This is a genomic window from Burkholderia sp. BC1, assembly GCF_052683555.1.
Genome location: NZ_JBQYLP010000002.1, coordinates 19,812 through 37,577 on the forward strand (window position 1 = coordinate 19,812; position 17,766 = coordinate 37,577).

A 17,766-nucleotide genomic window follows, 5' to 3' on the forward strand; every position below is an offset into this window, starting at 1 on the left:
ACTTACTCGAAGAAGCTCTTCACGCGGTCGAACCAGCTCTTGCTCTGCGGGCTGTGACGCGCACCGCCTTCGGCCAGCGACTTCTCGAACTGCTTGAGCAGATCGCGCTGATGCTCGGTCAGCTTCACCGGCGTCTCGACCTGGACGTGCACGTACAGATCGCCGGCAATGCTCGAACGCAGCCCCTTGATGCCCTTGCCGCGCAGACGGAACGTCTTGCCCGACTGCGTGCCTTCCGGCACCGGGAACGTCGCGCGACCGGCCAGCGTCGGCACCTCGATCTCGCCGCCGAGCGCCGCCGTCGTGAACGGGATCGGCATCTGGCAGTGCAGATCGTCGCCGTCGCGCTCGAACACCGCGTGCGGCTTGATGTGGATCTCGACGTAGAGGTCGCCCGGCGGCCCGCCGTTGATGCCCGGCTCGCCGTTGCCGGCCGAGCGGATCCGCATCCCGTCGTCGATCCCGGCCGGGATCTTCACTTCGAGCGTCTTGGTTTCCTTCACCTTGCCAGAGCCGTGGCAGTGCGCGCACGGCTCCGGGATGTAGGTGCCGGTGCCGTGACACTTCGGGCAGGTCTGCTGGATGCTGAAGAAGCCCTGCGACATGCGCACCGAGCCCTGGCCATGACAGGTCGGGCAGGTTTCGGGCTTCGTGCCCGGCTTCGCGCCCGAGCCGTGACAGACTTCGCACGATACCCAGCTCGGCACGCGGATCTGCGTGTCGTAGCCGTGCGCGGCCTGCTCCAGCGTGATTTCCATGCTGTAGCGCAGATCGGCGCCGCGATACACCTGCGGGCCGCCGCGGCCGCCACGACCGCCCGCAGCCTGACCGAAGATGTCGCCGAAGATGTCGCCGAACGCGTCCGCGAAGCCGCCGAAGCCCTGTGCGCCCGCACCGCCCATGTTCGGGTCGACGCCCGCGTGGCCGTACTGGTCGTACGCGGCCCGCTTCTGGCTGTCCGACAGCATTTCATAGGCTTCCTTCACCTCCTTGAAATGCTCTTCCGCATCCTTGTTGTCCGGATTGCGGTCCGGGTGGTACTTCATCGCCAGCTTGCGATACGCCTTCTTGATTTCGTCGTCGCTCGCGTTCTTCGCGACGCCCAGAACCTCGTAGTAATCCCGTTTCGCCATATCGATTCACCGCCGCCGCGCGCCGCACGCGCGCCGGCTCCTTTCGCCCGCAGTAAAGTCTCTCGACTCGTCCGGCGCCGCAGACGTTACGCAGCGCCCGCCAAAAAACAAATGTGCCCGGAGGGCCGCGAAGCCCGCCAGGCGTGGAGTCGATCCGGCCATCCGCCGCGCAGCGCGCAGCGGCAGGAAGGAAAGACAGACGGCTTGTCGGCCGCGCCGCGCGCGGTTCGCGCGCGCGGCGTACGGTGCCATTGCAACCCGGCCTCAGTCCTTCTTCACTTCCTTGAACTCGGCGTCGACGACGTCGTCCGCAGCCTGCTGCGCGCCGCCCTGCGCCGCGCCCTCCGCTGCACCGGCCGCGCCGGCCGCACCCGCCTGGGCCTGCATGTCGGCGTACATCTTCTCGCCGAGCTTCTGCGATGCCTTGCCAAGCTCCTCGACCTTCGCGTCGATCGCGGCCTTGTCGGCCGACGTGTCCTTCAGCACGTCCTCGAGCGACTTCAGCGCCGCCTCGATCTTCTCCTTCTCGCCGGCGTCCAGCTTGTCGCCGTACTCGGAGAGCGCCTTCTTCGTGCTGTGGACGAGCGCGTCGCCCTGGTTGCGCGAATCGGCCAGCTCACGCAGCTTGTGATCTTCCGCCGCGTTCGCTTCCGCGTCCTTGATCATCTGATCGATTTCCGCCTCGGACAGACCCGAGTTGGCCTTGATCGTGATCTTGTTCTCCTTGCCGGTCGCCTTGTCCTTCGCGCCGACGTGCAGGATGCCGTTCGCGTCGATGTCGAAGGTCACTTCGATCTGCGGCACGCCACGCGGTGCGGGCGGGATGCCTTCGAGGTTGAACTCGCCGAGCAGCTTGTTGCCGGCCGCCATTTCGCGTTCGCCCTGATACACCTTGATCGTCACGGCCGACTGGTTGTCGTCCGCCGTCGAATACACCTGCGAGTGCTTCGTCGGGATCGTCGTGTTCTTGCTGATCATCTTCGTCATCACGCCGCCGAGCGTTTCGATGCCGAGCGACAGCGGGGTCACGTCGAGCAGCAGCACGTCCTTGCGGTCGCCGGACAGCACCTGGCCCTGGATCGCCGCGCCGACGGCGACGGCTTCGTCCGGGTTCACGTCACGGCGCGGTTCCTTGCCGAAGAATTCCTTCACCTTCTCCTGCACCTTCGGCATGCGCGTCTGGCCGCCGACGAGGATCACGTCGTCGATGTCCGACACCTTGACGCCGGCGTCCTTGATCGCGATGCGGCACGGTTCGATCGTGCGCTCGACCAGATCCTCGACCAGCGCTTCGAGCTTCGCGCGCGTGATCTTGAGGTTCAGGTGCTTCGGACCCGATGCGTCGGCCGTGATGTACGGCAGGTTGATTTCGGTCTGCTGGCTCGACGACAGCTCGATCTTCGCCTTTTCGGCCGCTTCCTTCAGGCGCTGCAGCGCGAGCACGTCCTTCGACAGGTCGACGCCCTGCTCCTTCTTGAACTCGCCGATGATGTAATCGATGATGCGCTGGTCGAAGTCCTCGCCGCCGAGGAACGTGTCGCCGTTGGTCGACAGCACTTCGAACTGCTTCTCGCCGTCGACGTCCGCGATCTCGATGATCGACACGTCGAACGTACCGCCGCCGAGGTCATACACGGCGATCTTGCGGTCGCCCTTCTCGGCCTTGTCGAGACCGAACGCGAGCGCGGCCGCGGTCGGCTCGTTGATGATCCGCTTGACTTCGAGGCCCGCGATGCGGCCGGCGTCCTTGGTGGCCTGGCGCTGGCTGTCGTTGAAGTATGCCGGCACCGTGATCACGGCTTCCGTGACCGGCTCGCCGAGGTAGTCTTCGGCCGTCTTCTTCATCTTGCGCAGCACTTCGGCCGACACCTGCGGCGGCGCGAGCTTCTGCCCGTGCGCCTCGACCCATGCGTCGCCGTTGTCGGCCTTGATGATCGAGTACGGCATCAGGCCGATGTCCTTCTGCACTTCCTTCTCTTCGAAGCGGCGGCCGATCAGGCGCTTCACCGCGAACAGCGTGTTCTTCGGGTTCGTCACGGACTGACGCTTGGCCGGCGCACCGACGAGCACTTCGTTGTCGTCCATGTACGCGATGATCGACGGCGTGGTGCGCGCACCTTCCGAGTTCTCGATGACCTTGACCTGGTTGCCTTCCATCACCGCGACGCACGAGTTCGTGGTGCCGAGGTCAATACCGATGATCTTTCCCATTTTTTCCTAATCTCCAGAAATGCTTGTTTGCTGCGCGAAACCGGCCGTTTTTGGCCGGTTTCGCGCGCCGAATTCAACTCTGTTCCCGAAATGCGTCCGGCGGATCCGTTTTCAAGACCTGACGACCGATGCGGATATTAAATTTTTTCAATCGCCGCGCGAAGCAGGATCGTCCTCCGCGGGCGCCGACGCAGCGATCTTCGCGCGCGCGGCCGCGACCGCCGCCTGGAACTGCGCGAGCCCGTGCCAGCCGGTCGCGCGGCCCAGCCGCTTGCCGCGATGGAAGAAGAACCAGGTGGGCACGCCGTGCAGCCCGAAGCGGCGCCCGAGCTCGCGGTGTTCGTACACGTTGCAGTGGAACCACTTCAGGCCCAGTGCGCGGATCGCGTCGGGCTGCGCGAGCATCGCCTTCTTCGCGATCTCGCAGTTGAAGCAGTCGACGCCCCAGAAGAACACCACGGCGAGCGCGTCGCCGGCGCCGGCGATGCCGGCGTCGAACGTGTCGGCGGACAGCGGCTGCATGCCGAACGCGTCGAACGCGGCCGGATCGACGCCGGCGGGTAGCATGGCGACGCCCTTACTTCGGCTGCGCGACCGTCACGAGCGCCGGACGCAGCACGCGGTCGGCGATCGTGTAGCCCTTTTGCAGCACCGTGACGACGGTGTTCGGCTCCTGATCGGCCGGGACCATCGAGATCGCCTGGTGGCGGTGCGGATCGAACTTCTCGCCGACCGGATTGATCGCGACGACGCGGCCCTTCTCGAGCGCGCTCGTCAGCTGGCGCAGCGTGAGCTCGACACCTTCGCGCACCTTGGCGATGTCGCCCGACGTGTCGCCGACGGCGGCTTCGAGGCTGTCGAGCACCGGCAGCAGGTGCTCGGCGAAGCTTTCGATCGCGAATTTATGGGCCTTCGCGACGTCTTCCTGCGCGCGACGACGAACGTTCTCGGTCTCGGCCTTCGCCCGCAGGTAGCTTTCCTGCAGCTCGGCGACCTTGGCTTGAGCCTCGGCGAGCGCCGCGTCGGCTGCTTGCGCGGCGGGAGCCGCGTCTTGTGCCGCCTGCGTCTCGCTGCCGTTTTCTTCGGCCGATTGGGATGCCGGGTTCTCTTGCGTGTTTTCCATGTCGCTGAAAGTCGATTAGAGGTTGAAGCCAAATCGGCAACCGCCGGACGTATGACCGAAGGTGCCGCACATTGCTGGTGCAGATAAGGGCAAAAACCGCGGTTTCAAGAGGGAGATTCGCCGGAATTCGCGCGTGCGGCGAAACAACGATGCGGTTTGCCCCGCATTGCGCGCATCGGCCGCCGAATCGCGCGAAACGGCCGGTAACAACGCTTACCGGGGAAGTACTAGCCCGGCACTGTGCGCTGCACTACACTCGTTTCAGGCGTCGGGAAAAGCGCGTTTACCCTAGCTCCCGCCGCCCGATCTCCGCCTGGCGCCATTTACCCGTCTTTTCGAGGGGAGTACCGTGAAACTGACCTTTGCGATATCGGCGGTCGCGCTGGTACTCATCGCCGGCACCACCACCATTTGCCTTTCGGGCGCCGTGACCGACCGCACGACCGAATACGGCAGCGTGCGCGCGACGTTCGATCAGCTGTTCAGCGTCCACCGGACAGTTTGTCGATGATGCGGCGGTCGCGCTTCGTCGGCCGGCCGTGCAGCGCGGCCGCCGGCTCGCGATACGTACGCCGCCGCTCCAGTTCGGCGAGCCGCTCGGCGCGCCCTGCTTCCGTTTCCGCATAGAGCGTCTGCGCGACGCTCGCCGGCCCGCGCACGTCGCAGACGCCCAGCACGGCAATGTGCCAGACGATGCCGTCGATCGCAATCTCGACCTCGTCGCCGACGCGCACTTCCTTCGCCGGCTTGACGGCCGCGCCGCCGATCTTCACGCGCCCCTTGTCGACCGCATCGCTCGCGAGCGAGCGCGTCTTGAAGAACCGCGCGGCCCACAGCCATTTGTCGATGCGCAGCTTCGCGCCGGGCTCCGTCGAAATCCTGTAGTTCATCCGTTCACCGTTTCGGGTTGGGCGGTCCGCACGGGCCAGCCCTGCAGATTCTCCGCGACGATCTCGCCGAGCGCGCCGATCCACGCCGGCGCGCCGTTCAGGCACGGAATCCGGTGGAACGACTGGCCGCCGCCCGCGATGAACTCGTCGCGCACTTCCATGCCGATCTCCTCGATCGTCTCGAGGCAGTCGGCCGTGAAGCCCGGGCAGAACACGTCGGCGCGCCGCACGCCGGCCTCGCCGAGCTCGCGCAGCGTCGGCGCCGTGTACGGCTGCAGCCATTCGGCCTTGCCGAAGCGCGACTGGAACGTCACGCGGCATTCGATCGTCGAGAGCCCGAGCGCGGCCATCAGCAGCGCGCCCGTCTGCTGGCACTGGTCGTGATACGGATCGCCGAGATCGAGCGTGCGCTTCGGCACGCCGTGAAAGCTCAGCACGAGCTTGTCGCCGGCCGCGAAGTCGGGCCGGCCGTGCTGCGCCCAGTAGTGGCGCACCTGCTCGGCGAGCGCGTGGATGTAGGCCGGATGGTCGGCATAGTGGCGCACCGTGCGCACTTCCGGCTGGTTGCGCATGCGCGCGAGCGCCGCGAAGGCGGCGTCGAACGCGGTGGCCGTCGTCGATGCGGAATACTGCGGGTACATCGGCATCAGCAGCACGCGCTCGACGCCCGCGCGCTTGAACTGCGCGAGCGCCTGCGCGATGCCGGGGCTGCCGTAGCGCATCGCGTAGTCGACCAGCACGTGATAGTCGTTCGAGGCGAGCAGATGCCGCACGCCCTCGGTCTGACGCTCGGTGTACACGCGCAGCGGCGAACCCTCGGGCATCCAGACCGCCGCGTACTTCTTCGCCGACGCCCGGCCGCGCAGCGGCAGGATCAGCGTGCGCAGCAGCACCTGCCAGACGGGCTGAGGGATTTCGACGACACGCGGATCGGACAGGAATTCGGCGAGGTAGCGCCGCACCGCACGCGGCGTCGGCGCGTCGGGCGTGCCGAGATTGATCAGCAGCACGCCGACGCGGTGGGCAGCCGCGACGCTCGAAGGCGGCTCAAGGTCGAAACGCATGGGCAAGAGCGTGCTCGAGGCACGAAACCGGATGGTTTTCAATTATAGCGGGGCGCGGAGGTGGGGCCGCGAAGGCCGGGCCGCGGAAGACCGGCCGGCGCGCAGGTCGGGGCGCGTGGTCAAACCGCGGGAGACCGGCCCGGCGCGCAGGCCGCCCGCGACGATCGATCCGCCGCCCCCTGGCCGTCCGGCCGACTGGCGGCGCGGCGCCCGCGCGCCGATGATGGCGAAACGCGCTCGTGCCGGCTATTGCTGGCTCAGCGTCAGCGACAGCAGGCGCGCGGTGATGTCGACGATCGGGATCACGCGGTTGTACGCCATCCGCGTCGGCCCGATCACGCCGAGCGTGCCGACGATCTTGCCGTTCACCTCGTAAGGCGCGGTGACGACGCTCATCTCCTCGATCGGCACGAGCGTCGATTCGCCGCCGATGAAGATCTGCACGCCCTGGGCGTGGCTCGACACGTCGAGCAGTTGCAGGAGGCCCGTCTTTTGGTCGAATACGTCGAACAGCTTGCGCAGCCGCGCCATGTCGGACGAGAGGTCCGCCACCTCGAGCAGGTTGCGCTCGCCGGAAATCAGCACCGTGTCCTCGGTGTCGGGCACCTCGGTGCTCGCCGTCACGGCCGCGTGCATCAGCGCGGTCATGTCGCCGCGCAGCTGGTCGATTTCGTCGCGCAGGCGCCGCCGCACCTCGTCGAACGACAGGCCCGCGAAATGCGCGTTGATGTAGTTCGACGCTTCGGTCAGCTGCGACGGCGAATAGTCGCGCGGCGTCGCCAGCATGCGGTTCTGCACGTCGCCTTCGGGCGTCACGATGATCAGCAGGATGCGCTTTTCCGACAGCCGCATGAACTCGATCTGCTTGAACACGTGGCTGCGGCGCGGCGTCAGCACGACGCCGGCGAACTGCGACAGGTTCGACAGCACGCTCGCCGCGGCGGCGACCACCTTCTGCTGCGGCTCGCCGGCCTGCAGCGTGCTCTGCACCTGCCGCGCGACGGCCGCGGCGTCGATCGGCGTTTCGACGGTCAGCATCGTGTCGACGAACAGCCGGTAGCCGCGCGGCGTCGGCACGCGGCCGGCCGACGTGTGCGGGCTCGACACCAGGCCGAGCTCCTCCAGATCGGACATCACGTTGCGGATCGTCGCGGGGCTCAGTTCGAGCCCCGAGTACCGGGACAACGTGCGCGATCCGACCGGCTGACCGTCGGCGATATACCGTTCGATCAGGGTTTTCAGGAGGGTTCGTGCGCGAGGATCTAGCATGGTGGAAAATTTTAGCGCAACCGCGCGAGCGCGGCGAGTGGCCGCAAGCGCTGTTGCGCGGCGGCGTCCGATCCGGCCCCGCGGCGGCACGACCGGTTCTTTTCGGCATCGAGCTATGGTGTAATGCCGGCATGAAAACCGGTAATCTGTTCAACACCGTCGCACTCGTCGGCCGCAGCAACACGCCGGGCATCGCCGAGCCGCTCGCGACGCTCGCCGCCTGCATCGCGAAGCGCGGGTTCGAGGTCGTGTTCGAAGGCGACACCGCGCGCGAGATCGGCATCTCGGGCTATCCGGCGCTGACGCCGGCCGAGATCGGCGCGCGCGCCGACGTCGCGGTCGTGCTCGGCGGCGACGGCACGATGCTCGGCATCGGCCGGCAGCTCGCGCCGTACCGGACGCCGCTGATCGGCATCAACCACGGCCGGCTCGGCTTCATCACCGACATCGCCGCGGCCGACATGCAGGCGCTCGTCCCCGTGATGCTGTCGGGCAAGTTCGAGCGCGAGGAGCGCTCGCTGCTCGAGGCGCGAATCGTCCGCGACGGCGAACCGATCTACCACGCGCTCGCGTTCAACGACGTCGTCGTGAACCGCAGCGGCTTCTCCGGGATGGTCGAGCTGCGCGCGTCGGTCGACGGCCGGTACATGTACAACCAGCGCTCCGACGGCCTGATCGTCGCGACGCCGACCGGCTCGACCGCGTACGCGCTGTCGTCGGCGGGCCCGATCCTCCATCCGCAGCTGCAGGGCATCGTGCTCGTGCCGATTGCGCCGCACGCGCTGTCGAACCGGCCGATCGTGCTGCCGGACGATTCGAAGATCGCGATCCAGATCGTCGGCGGGCGCGACGTCAACGTGAACTTCGACATGCAGTCGTTCACCGCGCTCGAACTGAACGATACGATCGAGGTGCGCCGCTCGAAGCACACGGTGCCGTTCCTGCATCCGATCGGCTACAGCTACTACGCGACGCTGCGCAAGAAGCTGCACTGGAACGAGCACGCCTCGAACGAAGACGACAAGGCGTCCTGACGCGCCGCCGCCCGACACCATGCTCCGCCACCTCTCGATACGCGACTTCGTCATCGTCGCCGCGCTCGATCTCGAATTCGACGCCGGCTTTACCGTCTTTTCCGGCGAAACCGGCGCCGGAAAATCGATCCTGATCGACGCGCTCGCCCTTGCGCTCGGCGAACGCGCCGACGCGAGCGTCGTGCGCACCGGCTGCAGCCGCGCCGACATCACCGCCGAATTCACGCCGCACGACCGCGTCGCGCGCTGGCTCGACGAACACGCGTTCGATGCCGAAGACACCGTGATGCTGCGCCGCGTGATCGACGCGAACGGCCGCTCGCGCGCCTTCATCAACGGCACCAGCGCGACGCTCGCGCAACTGCGCGAACTCGGCGAGATGCTCGTCGACATTCACGGGCAGCACGCGCACCAGCTGCTGATGCGTCCCGACGCGCAGCGCGAGCTGTTCGACACGCACGCGGGGCTCGTCGCCGAGGCCGCGAACGTCGCGCGCGCGTGGCGTGTCTGGCGCGACGCGACGCAGGCGATCGACGCGGCGAAGGCGCACGAACGCGAGCTGCAGCTCGAGCGCGAAAAGCTCGCGTGGCAGCTCGCGGAGCTCGACAAGCTCGCGCCGCAGCCGGGCGAATGGGAAGAGGTGAGCGCCGAGCACAAGCGCCTGTCGCATTCGGCGAATCTGATCGAAGGCGTGCGCGGCGCGCTCGATGCGCTGTCCGAATCGGACGATGCGATGCTCACGCAGCTCGGCGCGATCGTGTCGAAGCTGCGCAGCCTCGCCGACTACGATGCCGCGCTCGGCGACGCGCTCGCGTCACTCGAGCCGGCCGAAATCCAGCTGCAGGAAGCGGTCTATTCGCTGTCGCATTACGCGCAGCGTCTGGATCTCGATCCCGACCGCCTCGCGCAGGTCGAAATGCGCCTCGACGCGCTGCATTCGACCGCCCGCAAGTTCCGGCTGCCACCCGACACGCTGCACGAGGAACACGCGGCGCGCCGCGCGCAGCTTGCCGCGCTGGACGCGGCGGCCGATCTCGGCGCGCTCGAAGCCGCGCAGGCGAAGGCGTGGGACGCTTATCTGGCCGACGCGAAGCGCCTGTCGAAGGCGCGCGCGCAAGCAGCGAAGGCGCTCGGCACCGCGGTGACGGCCGGCATGCAGGAGCTGTCGATGGCGGGCGGCAGCTTCGAAGTCGCGCTCGTGCCGCTCGCGGACGGCGGCCCGCACGGGCTCGAACAGATCGAATTCCGCGTTGCGGGCCACGCCGGCGTGCCGCTGCGCCCGCTTGCCAAAGTCGCGTCGGGCGGCGAACTCGCGCGGATCAGCCTTGCGCTCGCGGTGATCGCGAGCGCCGCGAGCCCGACGCCGACGCTGATCTTCGACGAGGTCGATACGGGTATCGGCGGCGGCGTGGCCGAAGTCGTCGGCCGGCTGCTGCATCAGCTCGGGCGCGACCGGCAGGTGCTGTGCGTGACGCACCTGCCGCAGGTCGCCGCGCGCGGCGACCACCATTTCCAGGTCGCGAAAGGCAGCGACGAGCACGGCGGCACGGTGTCGACCGTCGTCGCGCTCGACAAGGCGAGCCGGATCGAGGAAGTCGCGCGGATGCTCGGCGGGCTCGAGATCACCGCCACGACACGCAAGCACGCGAAGGAAATGCTCGCGGCCTGACGCTGCGGCGCAGCAAGCACGCCGGCGCCGCAGCGCCGTCGCGGCGGGCGGACCGCACGTGCGCCCGCCTGCTCCGCCCGCGCGTTTACTTATATAGAAGCGCCGCCCGCCCGCGCACGCCGCCGCCAATCAAACGCCCGTTTCAAGCGCACCGAATACACGCGTCCACAGCGCGATCACGGCCGCGCGCTCGTCGGCGACGAGCGCCGGCTCGACGCGCGCCTTCTCCATCCCGTCGAGCCGCAGCTTGTGCTGCAGCTTCCGGTACGTGCGGTACGCCGCGCCGACGCGCTCGGCCTCGTCCTCGCCCATCAACCCGAAGCGCGCGACTTCGCGCAGCAGCGCGATATTGCCCGTGTTGCGGATCAGTTCCGGGTCGCTCGACGCGTGCAGCAGCACCCAGTACTGGACGATGAACTCGATGTCGACCATCCCGCCGCGGTCGTGCTTCAGATCGAACAGCTCGGTCTGGTTCGGGTGTCCGGCGAGCACCTTCGCGCGCATGTCGACGATTTCCTTCGCGAGGACGTCCGCGTCGCGCGGCGTCGTCAGCACCTGCCGGCGGATCGCCTCGAACGCCGCGCCGATCTCCGCGTCGCCCGCGCTGTAGCGCGCCCGCGTCAGCGCCTGGTGCTCCCAGACCCAGGCGGTGTTCGCCGCATCGCCTTCGCGCAGCTGATAGCGGCGGAACGCGTCGAGATCCGTCACGAGCAGCCCGGCCTCGCCGTTCGGCCGCAGGCGCAGGTCGATGTCGAACAGCGCGCCGGCGCCGGTGGCCGTCGTCAGCCAGGTGATGAGGCGCCGCGTGAACGTGGTGTACACGTCGGCCGAGCGATCGTCCGGATCGTCGTACAGGAAGATCAGGTCGAGATCGGATGCGTAGCCGAGCTCCTTGCCGCCGAGCTTGCCGTATGCGATCACCGCGAATTTCGGCACGTCGCGGTGACGCTTCGCGAGCTGCGACCAGACGACTTCGATCGTGACGTCGAGCACCGCGTCGGCGAGCTCCGACAGCCGGTCGCTGACGTGCTCGACCGACAGCTGCCCGGCCAGGTCGATCAGCAGGATCCGGAATACCTCCGCGTGCTGCGCATGCCGCAGCAGGTCCATCTGCTGCTCGGGGCCGTCGGCGGCGGCCAGGCGCGCGCGCAGCGCGTCCTTGAACGCGGGCCAGTCGAACGGGCTTGCAATCGCTTCGTCGTCGAGCAATTCGTCGAGCAGCTGCGGGTGGCGGATCAGATAGCCGCCGCCCCAGCGCGTCGCGCCGAGCACCGACAGCACGCGGTCGAGCGCGGCCGGATATTCGGTCAGCAGCGCCAGGTAGACGCCGCGCCGGCTGACCGTCTCCAGCAGGTCGAACAGGCGCACGATCGTGTCGTCGCGGCGCGCGGCGTCGATGTTCGGTGCCGCCTCGAGCGCGCGCTGCGCGACGCTGTCGAAGCGCTGACGGCTCTTTTCCGGCAGCCCCGTATAGCGCGACGATTGCCATACGGCGCGCAGCCGCGCGAGCATCGCGGCCGGATCGGCGAAGCCGAGCCCCCCGAGGCGCGCCGTCAGCGCGTCGTCCTCGCCGTCGTCAGCGAGTGCGCCGCTCCAGATCCAGGTGGCCGCCGTGTCGTCGCCGGCACTGCACGGGCCGCCGCCCACCTTGTCCGCGAAGATCTGATCGAACTGCGCCTCGACGAACGTGCGATGCGCGTCGAGCACCGTCATCAGCGCCACGTAGTCGGCAAAGCCGAGCGAGGCCGCGAGCGCCGCGCGCTCGTCGGGTTCGACCGGCATCGCATGCGTCTGCGCGTCGTTGCGGTACTGCAGCCGGTGCTCGAGCGTGCGCAGGAAGTTGTACGCGTCGGTCAGCCGCGCACGCACGTCGTCGGCGATCAAGCCGCGCGCCTGCGCGTGCGCGAGCACCGCGAGCGTCGGCCGCACGCGGAACCCCGCATCCTGGCCGCCGCGGATCAGCTGGAACACCTGCGCGCTGAACTCGATCTCGCGGATGCCGCCGCGGCCGAGCTTGATGTCGTCGGCCTTGTCGGGCCGCATCGACGCGCGGCGCGCGGCTTCGTGGCGAATCTGCTGATGCAGCGAACGGATCGCGCCGATCACGCCGAAGTCGAGATAGCGCCGGTACACGAACGGCTTCACGATCGACTCGAGCTGCGACGCGAGCCGCCGCGCGGCGTCGCTGTCGCCTTCCGACACGAGCCGCCCCTTGATCCAGGCGTAGCGCTCCCACTCGCGCCCCTGCACGTAGAAATACTCTTCGAGCATCCCGAGGCTGCATACGAGCGGCCCGGAATCGCCGTTCGGGCGCAGCCGCATGTCGACGCGAAACACGTAGCCGTCGGCCGTGACTTCCGACAGCACGCCGATCAGGCGCCGGCCGAGCCGCGTGAAATATTCCTGCGTGGACAGCGGCGCGCGCGTGCCGCCGGCCGTCTCGCCGTCGTCCTCGTAGACGAAGATCAGGTCGATGTCGGACGACACGTTCAGTTCGCGGCCGCCGAGCTTGCCCATCCCGACGACGCCGAGCACCACGCGCTGGCCGTCGGCGCCGCGCGGCTCGCCGTACAGCGCCTCGAATTCGGCCGACAGCAGCGCGAGCGAGCGCTGCACGGCGAGCTCGGCCAGATCGGTCATCGCGCCCGTCACCTCGGCGACGCTCGCGAGCCCGCGCAGGTCGCGCTCGGCCACCGCGCCGAACACCTCGGTGCGCAATTGCCGCAGTGCGCGCTTCAACTGTTCGTCGGTCGGCACGGCCGCGCCGGCCGGCGGCACGCCGAGCAGCTCGGTGAGCCGTTCGTCCTGCTGCGCGCGCGTGAGCGGCGCGTCGGCCCAGCGGGCGATCTGCTCGACGAGCGCCGGGCGCGCGGCGGCCGCGCGCGCGAGGTAACGGGAATAGGACGTGCTGATCAGGGCGGAAGCGTCGGTCATCGAGAAGCAGGCCTTGCGGTCGGGCCGGCCGGCACGCGCCTGCATTCGATGCGCGCTGCGGGCCGGCCCCAATGGACAAGGCGCGGCATCGCGGACGCGCCGCGCCCGTGCGACGCCGCGCGCCGGGAGGCCCGCGCCGCGCCGCCTGGCGGCCGCCGGCACGAACCCGTGTGATACATTTCAACGTCAGTCTGCAAAACTACCATATCGCCGCCCGTCCGCCGCATGTCCGACCGTCAGGAATCCGCCGCAGCAGCGCCCGAAGCGGCCACTCCGAAGCACGATCATCCGGTGCTGCGTCGCGTGTTCAAGGTGACGCTGGCGGTCGCGATCGGCACGTACTTCGTCGCGTGCGGCACGTTCCTCGGGCTGCGCTACGTGCTGCTGCCGCGCATCGACGAATTCCGCCCGCGCATCGAGCGAGCGGTGTCCGACAAGCTCCACGCACAACTGTCGATCGGTAAGCTCTCGCCGCACTGGTCCGGCATGCAGCCGGGCGTCGAAGTCACCCATCTGACGATTCGCGGCCGCGACGGTCAGGTCGCGCTGTCGGTGCCGCACGCGACGGCTGCGCTGTCGTGGATGTCGCTGCTGCGGCTGTCGCCCGCGCTGTCGAGCCTGATCGTCGATGAGCCGGATCTCGTCGTCGCGCGCGCGGCGGACGGCTCGCTCAGCATCGCGGGCGTCGGCGTCGCGTCCGCGCACGGCGGCAACGACACGTTCGGCACCTGGCTGCTGAAACAGGAAGCGATCGTGCTGCGCGGCGGCACGCTGCGCTGGCGCGACGCGCAGCACGACGCGCCGGAACTCGCGCTGTCCGGCATCCGGCTCGCCGTGCTCAACGACGGCCGCCTGCACAAGGCCGCGCTGCAGGCGCCCGCGAACGGCACGCTGCTGCTCGGCCCGCTCGATTTCCGCGCACGCTTCACGCACAAGGCGCTCGCGCCGATCGGCAAGCCCTCGAACTGGACGGGCAATGCCTATCTGTCGACGGGCCCCGTCGATCTGCAGACGCTGGCGCGCTATGTCGACATGCCGCTCACGATCCATGCCGGCCGGATCGACAACGCGATCTGGGCGACCTTCAGCAACGGCCGGCTGCGCTCGGCGGGCGGCGACCTGCAGGGTGCCGACGTCGCGCTGCGCGTACGGCCGACACAGCCGCGCCTCGACGTGCCGACGGTCGGCTTCCGCTGGGATCTCGCGCTCGATCCGGGCCGCGACTACACGCTGCATCTGACGCACTTCAACGCCGAGCTGGGCCAGCCGCCGCTGCCCGACGGCACGCCGCTCGCGCGTTCGCTCGCGCTGTCGACGCTGAAGGCGCGCTATCGCGTGCCGACGGCCGATCAGGGCCAGCTGCTCAGCGTCGTCGGCGACCGCGTCGATCTCGGCATCCTCAGCGAATTCATCCGCGGGCTGCCGCTGCCCGCGCGGCTGCGCAACGAGCTCGTCAAGATCGACCCGCGCGGGATGATGTCGAACTACCACATCGAAGTCGAACGCGCGAAGCCCGCGCGCGCCGACCTCGCCGACGAGGAGCGCCGCATGGGCGCCGCGCCCATCGTGCGCTACCGGTTCCTCGGCGATCTGCAGGGCATCAGCTTCGCGGCGCAGGAGCCGCCACCGGGGCTGTCCGCGCGCGGCCATCCGCGCGCCGGCCTGCCGGGCGTCGAGAACCTGTGGGGCCGCGTCGACGCGAGCGAGACGGGCGGCACCGCCGAATTCGACACGGTCGACGCGGCCGTCACGGTGCCCGGCGAATTCGACGAGCCGCGGCTCACCTTCGACAAGCTGCGCGGCCGCGCGAACTGGACCATCACGCCGGCGCCCGGCGAAAAGCACGCGCGCGTCGACGTGAATGTGCCCGATCTGTTCGTGGCGAACCCCGACGCCGAGATCGCGGTGTCGGGCACCTACACGAATCCGGGCCACGGCCGCGGCTCGCTCGACCTGCGCGCCGATTTCGCGCGCGCGTCGGTCGCCCGGATTCCGCGCTATCTGCCGACGGGGATGTCCGATCACCTGCGTGCCTATCTCGGCCACGCGCTGCAGGACGGCCGCGTGACGAAGGGCGCGTCGATCGTCGCGCGCGGCCCGCTCGACAAGTTTCCGTTTCAGCACGAGCCGACGGCCGGCGTGTTCCACATCGTCGCGCCGTTTACGGGCGGCCGCTTCGAGCCGACGCCGTACCCGCCGCGCACGCTCGCGAACGGCACGCCGAGCGTGTGGCCCGCGCTCGACGGCATCGACGGCGTGTTCGAGCTCGCGCAGAACAAGCTGCGCTTCGACATCGACCGCGCGCATTACAAGCGTGTCGCGGTGACGAAGGTCGCCGGCCGCATCGACGACCTCGGCCACCCGAGCGACTCGCCGCTCGTGATCGAAGGCCACGCGCAAGGGCCGCTCGCCGACCTGATCGATTACGCGGACAACAGCTCGCTCGGCGCGATGAGCGATCACGTCGGCGCGCGCATCGACGCGCAGGGGCCGGCGTCGCTCGCACTGAAGCTGACGATTCCGCAGCACGTCGCGCATCCGCATACGCGGATCGAAGGCGCGCTCGCGTTCGGCGGCAACACGCTGTCGGCGGACGGCATGCCGCCGCTGTCCGCGCTGCGCGGACAGGTGCGCTTCACCGAAACCGGCGCGTCGCTGCATGCGCTGTCGGGCCGCTTCCTCGGCGGCCCGGTGCGCGCGAGCGGCCGCTTCCAGTCGCACGGGCCGTACGCCGTCGACGTCGACGGCAAGCTCGCGCTCGACGCCGCGCGCGGGCTGAATCTGCGTGGCGCCGCGGCGGCGCTGCTCGAACACGTGAGCGGCGACGCGCCGTACCGGATCGCGGTGCGCGGCGCGCCGGGCCGCCTGCCGGACATCGCCGCGCAATCGGACCTGACCGGCGTCGCGCTGAACTTCCCCGCGCCCTTCGCGAAGCCGGCCGGCACGACGATGCCGTTCCGCTTCACGCTGCAGCCGGCGCCGCAGACCGACGGCACGCGCCTCGAGCACGCGGACCTGACGCTCGGCCCCGTGTCTGCGACCTATCTGCTCGATGCGACGCGCGGTGCGCCGCTGCGCGCCGTGCGCGGCGCGATGGGCATCCACCGCATGCCCGACATGCCGCAGGAAGGCGTCAGCGCGGCCGTCGACGTCGACGCGTTCGACGCGGACGCCTGGATCGCGCTGGCGCACACGCTGCGCGCCGAGACGCCGCGCGCGGCGCAGCCGCCGGCCGCATCGCGCGTCGATGTCGCGAGCTTCACGCCGAAGCGCTTTGCGCTCCATTTCGGCACGCTGACGCTGCTCAAGCGCAACTGGGAAAACGTGATCGTCGGCGCGTCGCACGTCGACGATCTGTGGCAGGCCAACATCGCCTCGAACCAGGTGTCGGGCTATCTGTCGTGGGCGCCGGGCGGCGGCCACAACGGCGCCGGTGTGCTCAACGCACGGCTCGCGAAGCTCGTGATTCCCGACAGCGCGCAGCACGATCTCGTCGGCCGCGCGATGAACCTGCCGACGCCGACCGATCGGCCGATGCCGTCGGTCGACGTGATCGTCGACCAGGTCGTCGCGCGCAACCACGACATCGGCCGCCTCGTCGTCAACGCACGCAACGTCGACGAGAACGGCACGCCGGTCTGGCAGCTCGACCGCCTCACGCTGACGAACCCGGACGCGAAGCTGAGCGCGACCGGCAACTGGCGCACGTCGCGCCGCGCGCTCGCGCGCGGCGTCGAGGAAAGCGAGGCGCCGCGGCGGTCGGTGTTCGACTTCCGGCTCGACGTCGACGATGCGGGTGCGCTGCTCGATCGCGTCGGGCTGCCGCGTACGCTCGCGAAGGGCCAGGGTTCGGTGACCGGCAAGGTCGGCTGGCGCGGCGGCCCGACCGCGGTCGACCTGCCGTCGCTGAACGGCCAGATCGCGCTCGACCTCGAGCACGGGCAAATCCTGAAGGTCGATCCGGGCGCCGCGAAGTTGCTCGGCGTGCTGAGCCTGCAGAGCCTCGCGCGCTTCCTGACGCTGAATTTCCGCGACGTGATCGGCAAGGGACTGCCGTTCGACAAGATCACCGGCACCGCCCGCGTTTCGAACGGCATCGCGCGCACCGACGATTTCGCGATGACGACCGCACCGGCGAACGTGACGGTGCGCGGCGCCGTCGATCTCGGCACCGAGACGCAGGATCTCCATGCGCACGTCGCGCCGAAGGTCGGCGCGGGTGCGGCCGCGATCGCGGCGGCGGTGATCAATCCGCTGCTCGGCGTCGGCGTGCTCGCCGCCGACTTCGCGCTGTCGCAGACGCTGCAGCACGCGTTCGCGCTCGACTACGCGATCACCGGATCGTGGGCGCATCCGCACATCGAGCGGGTGCGGGGCGATCAGGGTAAGATGAATCGCGATGCAGCCGAGGCGGCCGGGCACTGAACCGCCGTTACCGC

At 69.1% G+C, this 17,766-nt stretch carries 12 protein-coding genes; 4 read left to right on the forward strand and 8 right to left on the reverse strand.

The window, feature by feature from the left end:
- Positions 1 to 2 precede the first annotated feature (2 nt).
- From dnaJ to grpE, 4 genes are all read right to left on the reverse strand, one after another.
- Complete coding sequence (gene dnaJ / locus ACSHSS_RS01360) at positions 3 to 1,133, reverse strand: molecular chaperone DnaJ (RefSeq protein ID WP_039224554.1); 1,131 nt, start codon at positions 1,131 to 1,133, stop codon at positions 3 to 5.
- 264 nt (positions 1,134 to 1,397) lie between these two features.
- Positions 1,398 to 3,344, reverse strand: coding sequence for a molecular chaperone DnaK (dnaK, locus tag ACSHSS_RS01365; RefSeq protein ID WP_006401601.1), 1,947 nt, complete (start codon positions 3,342 to 3,344; stop codon positions 1,398 to 1,400).
- 147 nt (positions 3,345 to 3,491) lie between these two features.
- Complete coding sequence (locus tag ACSHSS_RS01370; RefSeq protein ID WP_006417104.1) at positions 3,492 to 3,911, reverse strand: thioredoxin family protein; 420 nt, start codon at positions 3,909 to 3,911, stop codon at positions 3,492 to 3,494.
- 10 nt (positions 3,912 to 3,921) lie between these two features.
- Positions 3,922 to 4,467 carry a nucleotide exchange factor GrpE gene (gene grpE, locus ACSHSS_RS01375; RefSeq protein WP_253576571.1) on the reverse strand — a complete coding sequence of 182 codons (546 nt, stop codon included), beginning with the start codon at positions 4,465 to 4,467 and terminating at the stop codon, positions 3,922 to 3,924.
- Between the two features lie 349 nt (positions 4,468 to 4,816).
- Here grpE and ACSHSS_RS01380 point away from each other — a divergent pair, with 349 nt between their 5' ends.
- Entirely contained in the window at positions 4,817 to 4,978 is a 162-nt protein-coding gene (locus tag ACSHSS_RS01380) for a hypothetical protein (protein ID WP_445544484.1), read from the forward strand.
- Here the strand turns inward: ACSHSS_RS01380 and ACSHSS_RS01385 are convergent.
- The 3 genes from ACSHSS_RS01385 to hrcA form a co-directional block, all read right to left on the reverse strand.
- Complete coding sequence (locus ACSHSS_RS01385) at positions 4,950 to 5,357, reverse strand: RNA-binding S4 domain-containing protein (protein ID WP_006401607.1); 408 nt, start codon at positions 5,355 to 5,357, stop codon at positions 4,950 to 4,952. The two genes, ACSHSS_RS01380 and ACSHSS_RS01385, sit on opposite strands and share 29 nt — an antisense overlap.
- Positions 5,354 to 6,421 (reverse strand): ferrochelatase, encoded by a 1,068-nt coding sequence (hemH, locus tag ACSHSS_RS01390; RefSeq protein WP_006401608.1) that lies wholly within the window; start codon positions 6,419 to 6,421, stop codon positions 5,354 to 5,356. The genes ACSHSS_RS01385 and hemH overlap by 4 nt, the downstream gene beginning before the upstream one ends.
- A 246-nt stretch (positions 6,422 to 6,667) precedes the next feature.
- The gene (gene hrcA / locus ACSHSS_RS01395) at positions 6,668 to 7,690 is read right to left on the reverse strand and encodes a heat-inducible transcriptional repressor HrcA (RefSeq protein WP_006416966.1); all 1,023 of its coding nucleotides are present in this window, start codon (positions 7,688 to 7,690) and stop codon (positions 6,668 to 6,670) included.
- Between the two features lie 131 nt (positions 7,691 to 7,821).
- Here hrcA and ACSHSS_RS01400 point away from each other — a divergent pair, with 131 nt between their 5' ends.
- Together ACSHSS_RS01400 and recN are read left to right on the forward strand one after the other, a co-directional pair.
- Positions 7,822 to 8,724 (forward strand): NAD kinase, encoded by a 903-nt coding sequence (locus tag ACSHSS_RS01400; protein ID WP_006409161.1) that lies wholly within the window; start codon positions 7,822 to 7,824, stop codon positions 8,722 to 8,724.
- Between the two features lie 19 nt (positions 8,725 to 8,743).
- Positions 8,744 to 10,393 carry a DNA repair protein RecN gene (gene recN / locus ACSHSS_RS01405; protein ID WP_012214079.1) on the forward strand — a complete coding sequence of 550 codons (1,650 nt, stop codon included), beginning with the start codon at positions 8,744 to 8,746 and terminating at the stop codon, positions 10,391 to 10,393.
- Positions 10,394 to 10,522: 129 nt separating this feature from the next.
- Here recN and glnE read toward each other — a convergent pair whose 3' ends face one another.
- Positions 10,523 to 13,327: a bifunctional [glutamate--ammonia ligase]-adenylyl-L-tyrosine phosphorylase/[glutamate--ammonia-ligase] adenylyltransferase gene (gene glnE / locus ACSHSS_RS01410; RefSeq protein WP_445544485.1), complete on the reverse strand. Its 2,805-nt coding sequence runs from the start codon at positions 13,325 to 13,327 to the stop codon at positions 10,523 to 10,525.
- A 225-nt stretch (positions 13,328 to 13,552) separates the two neighbouring features.
- On the opposite strand from glnE, the gene ACSHSS_RS01415 reads away from it, so the two are divergent.
- Positions 13,553 to 17,752, forward strand: a complete 4,200-nt coding sequence (locus tag ACSHSS_RS01415) for a YhdP family protein (RefSeq protein ID WP_445544486.1) — start codon at positions 13,553 to 13,555, stop codon at positions 17,750 to 17,752.
- Positions 17,753 to 17,766 lie beyond the last annotated feature (14 nt).

Coding starts and splice junctions, on each gene's coding strand:
- dnaJ (WP_039224554.1), bottom strand. CDS start 1,133: ATGGCGAAACGGGATTACTACGAGGTTCTGGGCGTCGCGAAGAACGCG.
- dnaK (WP_006401601.1), bottom strand. CDS start 3,344: ATGGGAAAGATCATCGGTATTGACCTCGGCACCACGAACTCGTGCGTC.
- ACSHSS_RS01370 (WP_006417104.1), bottom strand. CDS start 3,911: ATGCTACCCGCCGGCGTCGATCCGGCCGCGTTCGACGCGTTCGGCATG.
- grpE (WP_253576571.1), bottom strand. CDS start 4,467: ATGGAAAACACGCAAGAGAACCCGGCATCCCAATCGGCCGAAGAAAAC.
- ACSHSS_RS01385 (WP_006401607.1), bottom strand. CDS start 5,357: ATGAACTACAGGATTTCGACGGAGCCCGGCGCGAAGCTGCGCATCGAC.
- hemH (WP_006401608.1), bottom strand. CDS start 6,421: ATGCGTTTCGACCTTGAGCCGCCTTCGAGCGTCGCGGCTGCCCACCGC.
- hrcA (WP_006416966.1), bottom strand. CDS start 7,690: ATGCTAGATCCTCGCGCACGAACCCTCCTGAAAACCCTGATCGAACGG.
- ACSHSS_RS01400 (WP_006409161.1), top strand. CDS start 7,822: ATGAAAACCGGTAATCTGTTCAACACCGTCGCACTCGTCGGCCGCAGC.
- recN (WP_012214079.1), top strand. CDS start 8,744: ATGCTCCGCCACCTCTCGATACGCGACTTCGTCATCGTCGCCGCGCTC.
- glnE (WP_445544485.1), bottom strand. CDS start 13,327: ATGACCGACGCTTCCGCCCTGATCAGCACGTCCTATTCCCGTTACCTC.
- ACSHSS_RS01415 (WP_445544486.1), top strand. CDS start 13,553: ATGTCCGACCGTCAGGAATCCGCCGCAGCAGCGCCCGAAGCGGCCACT.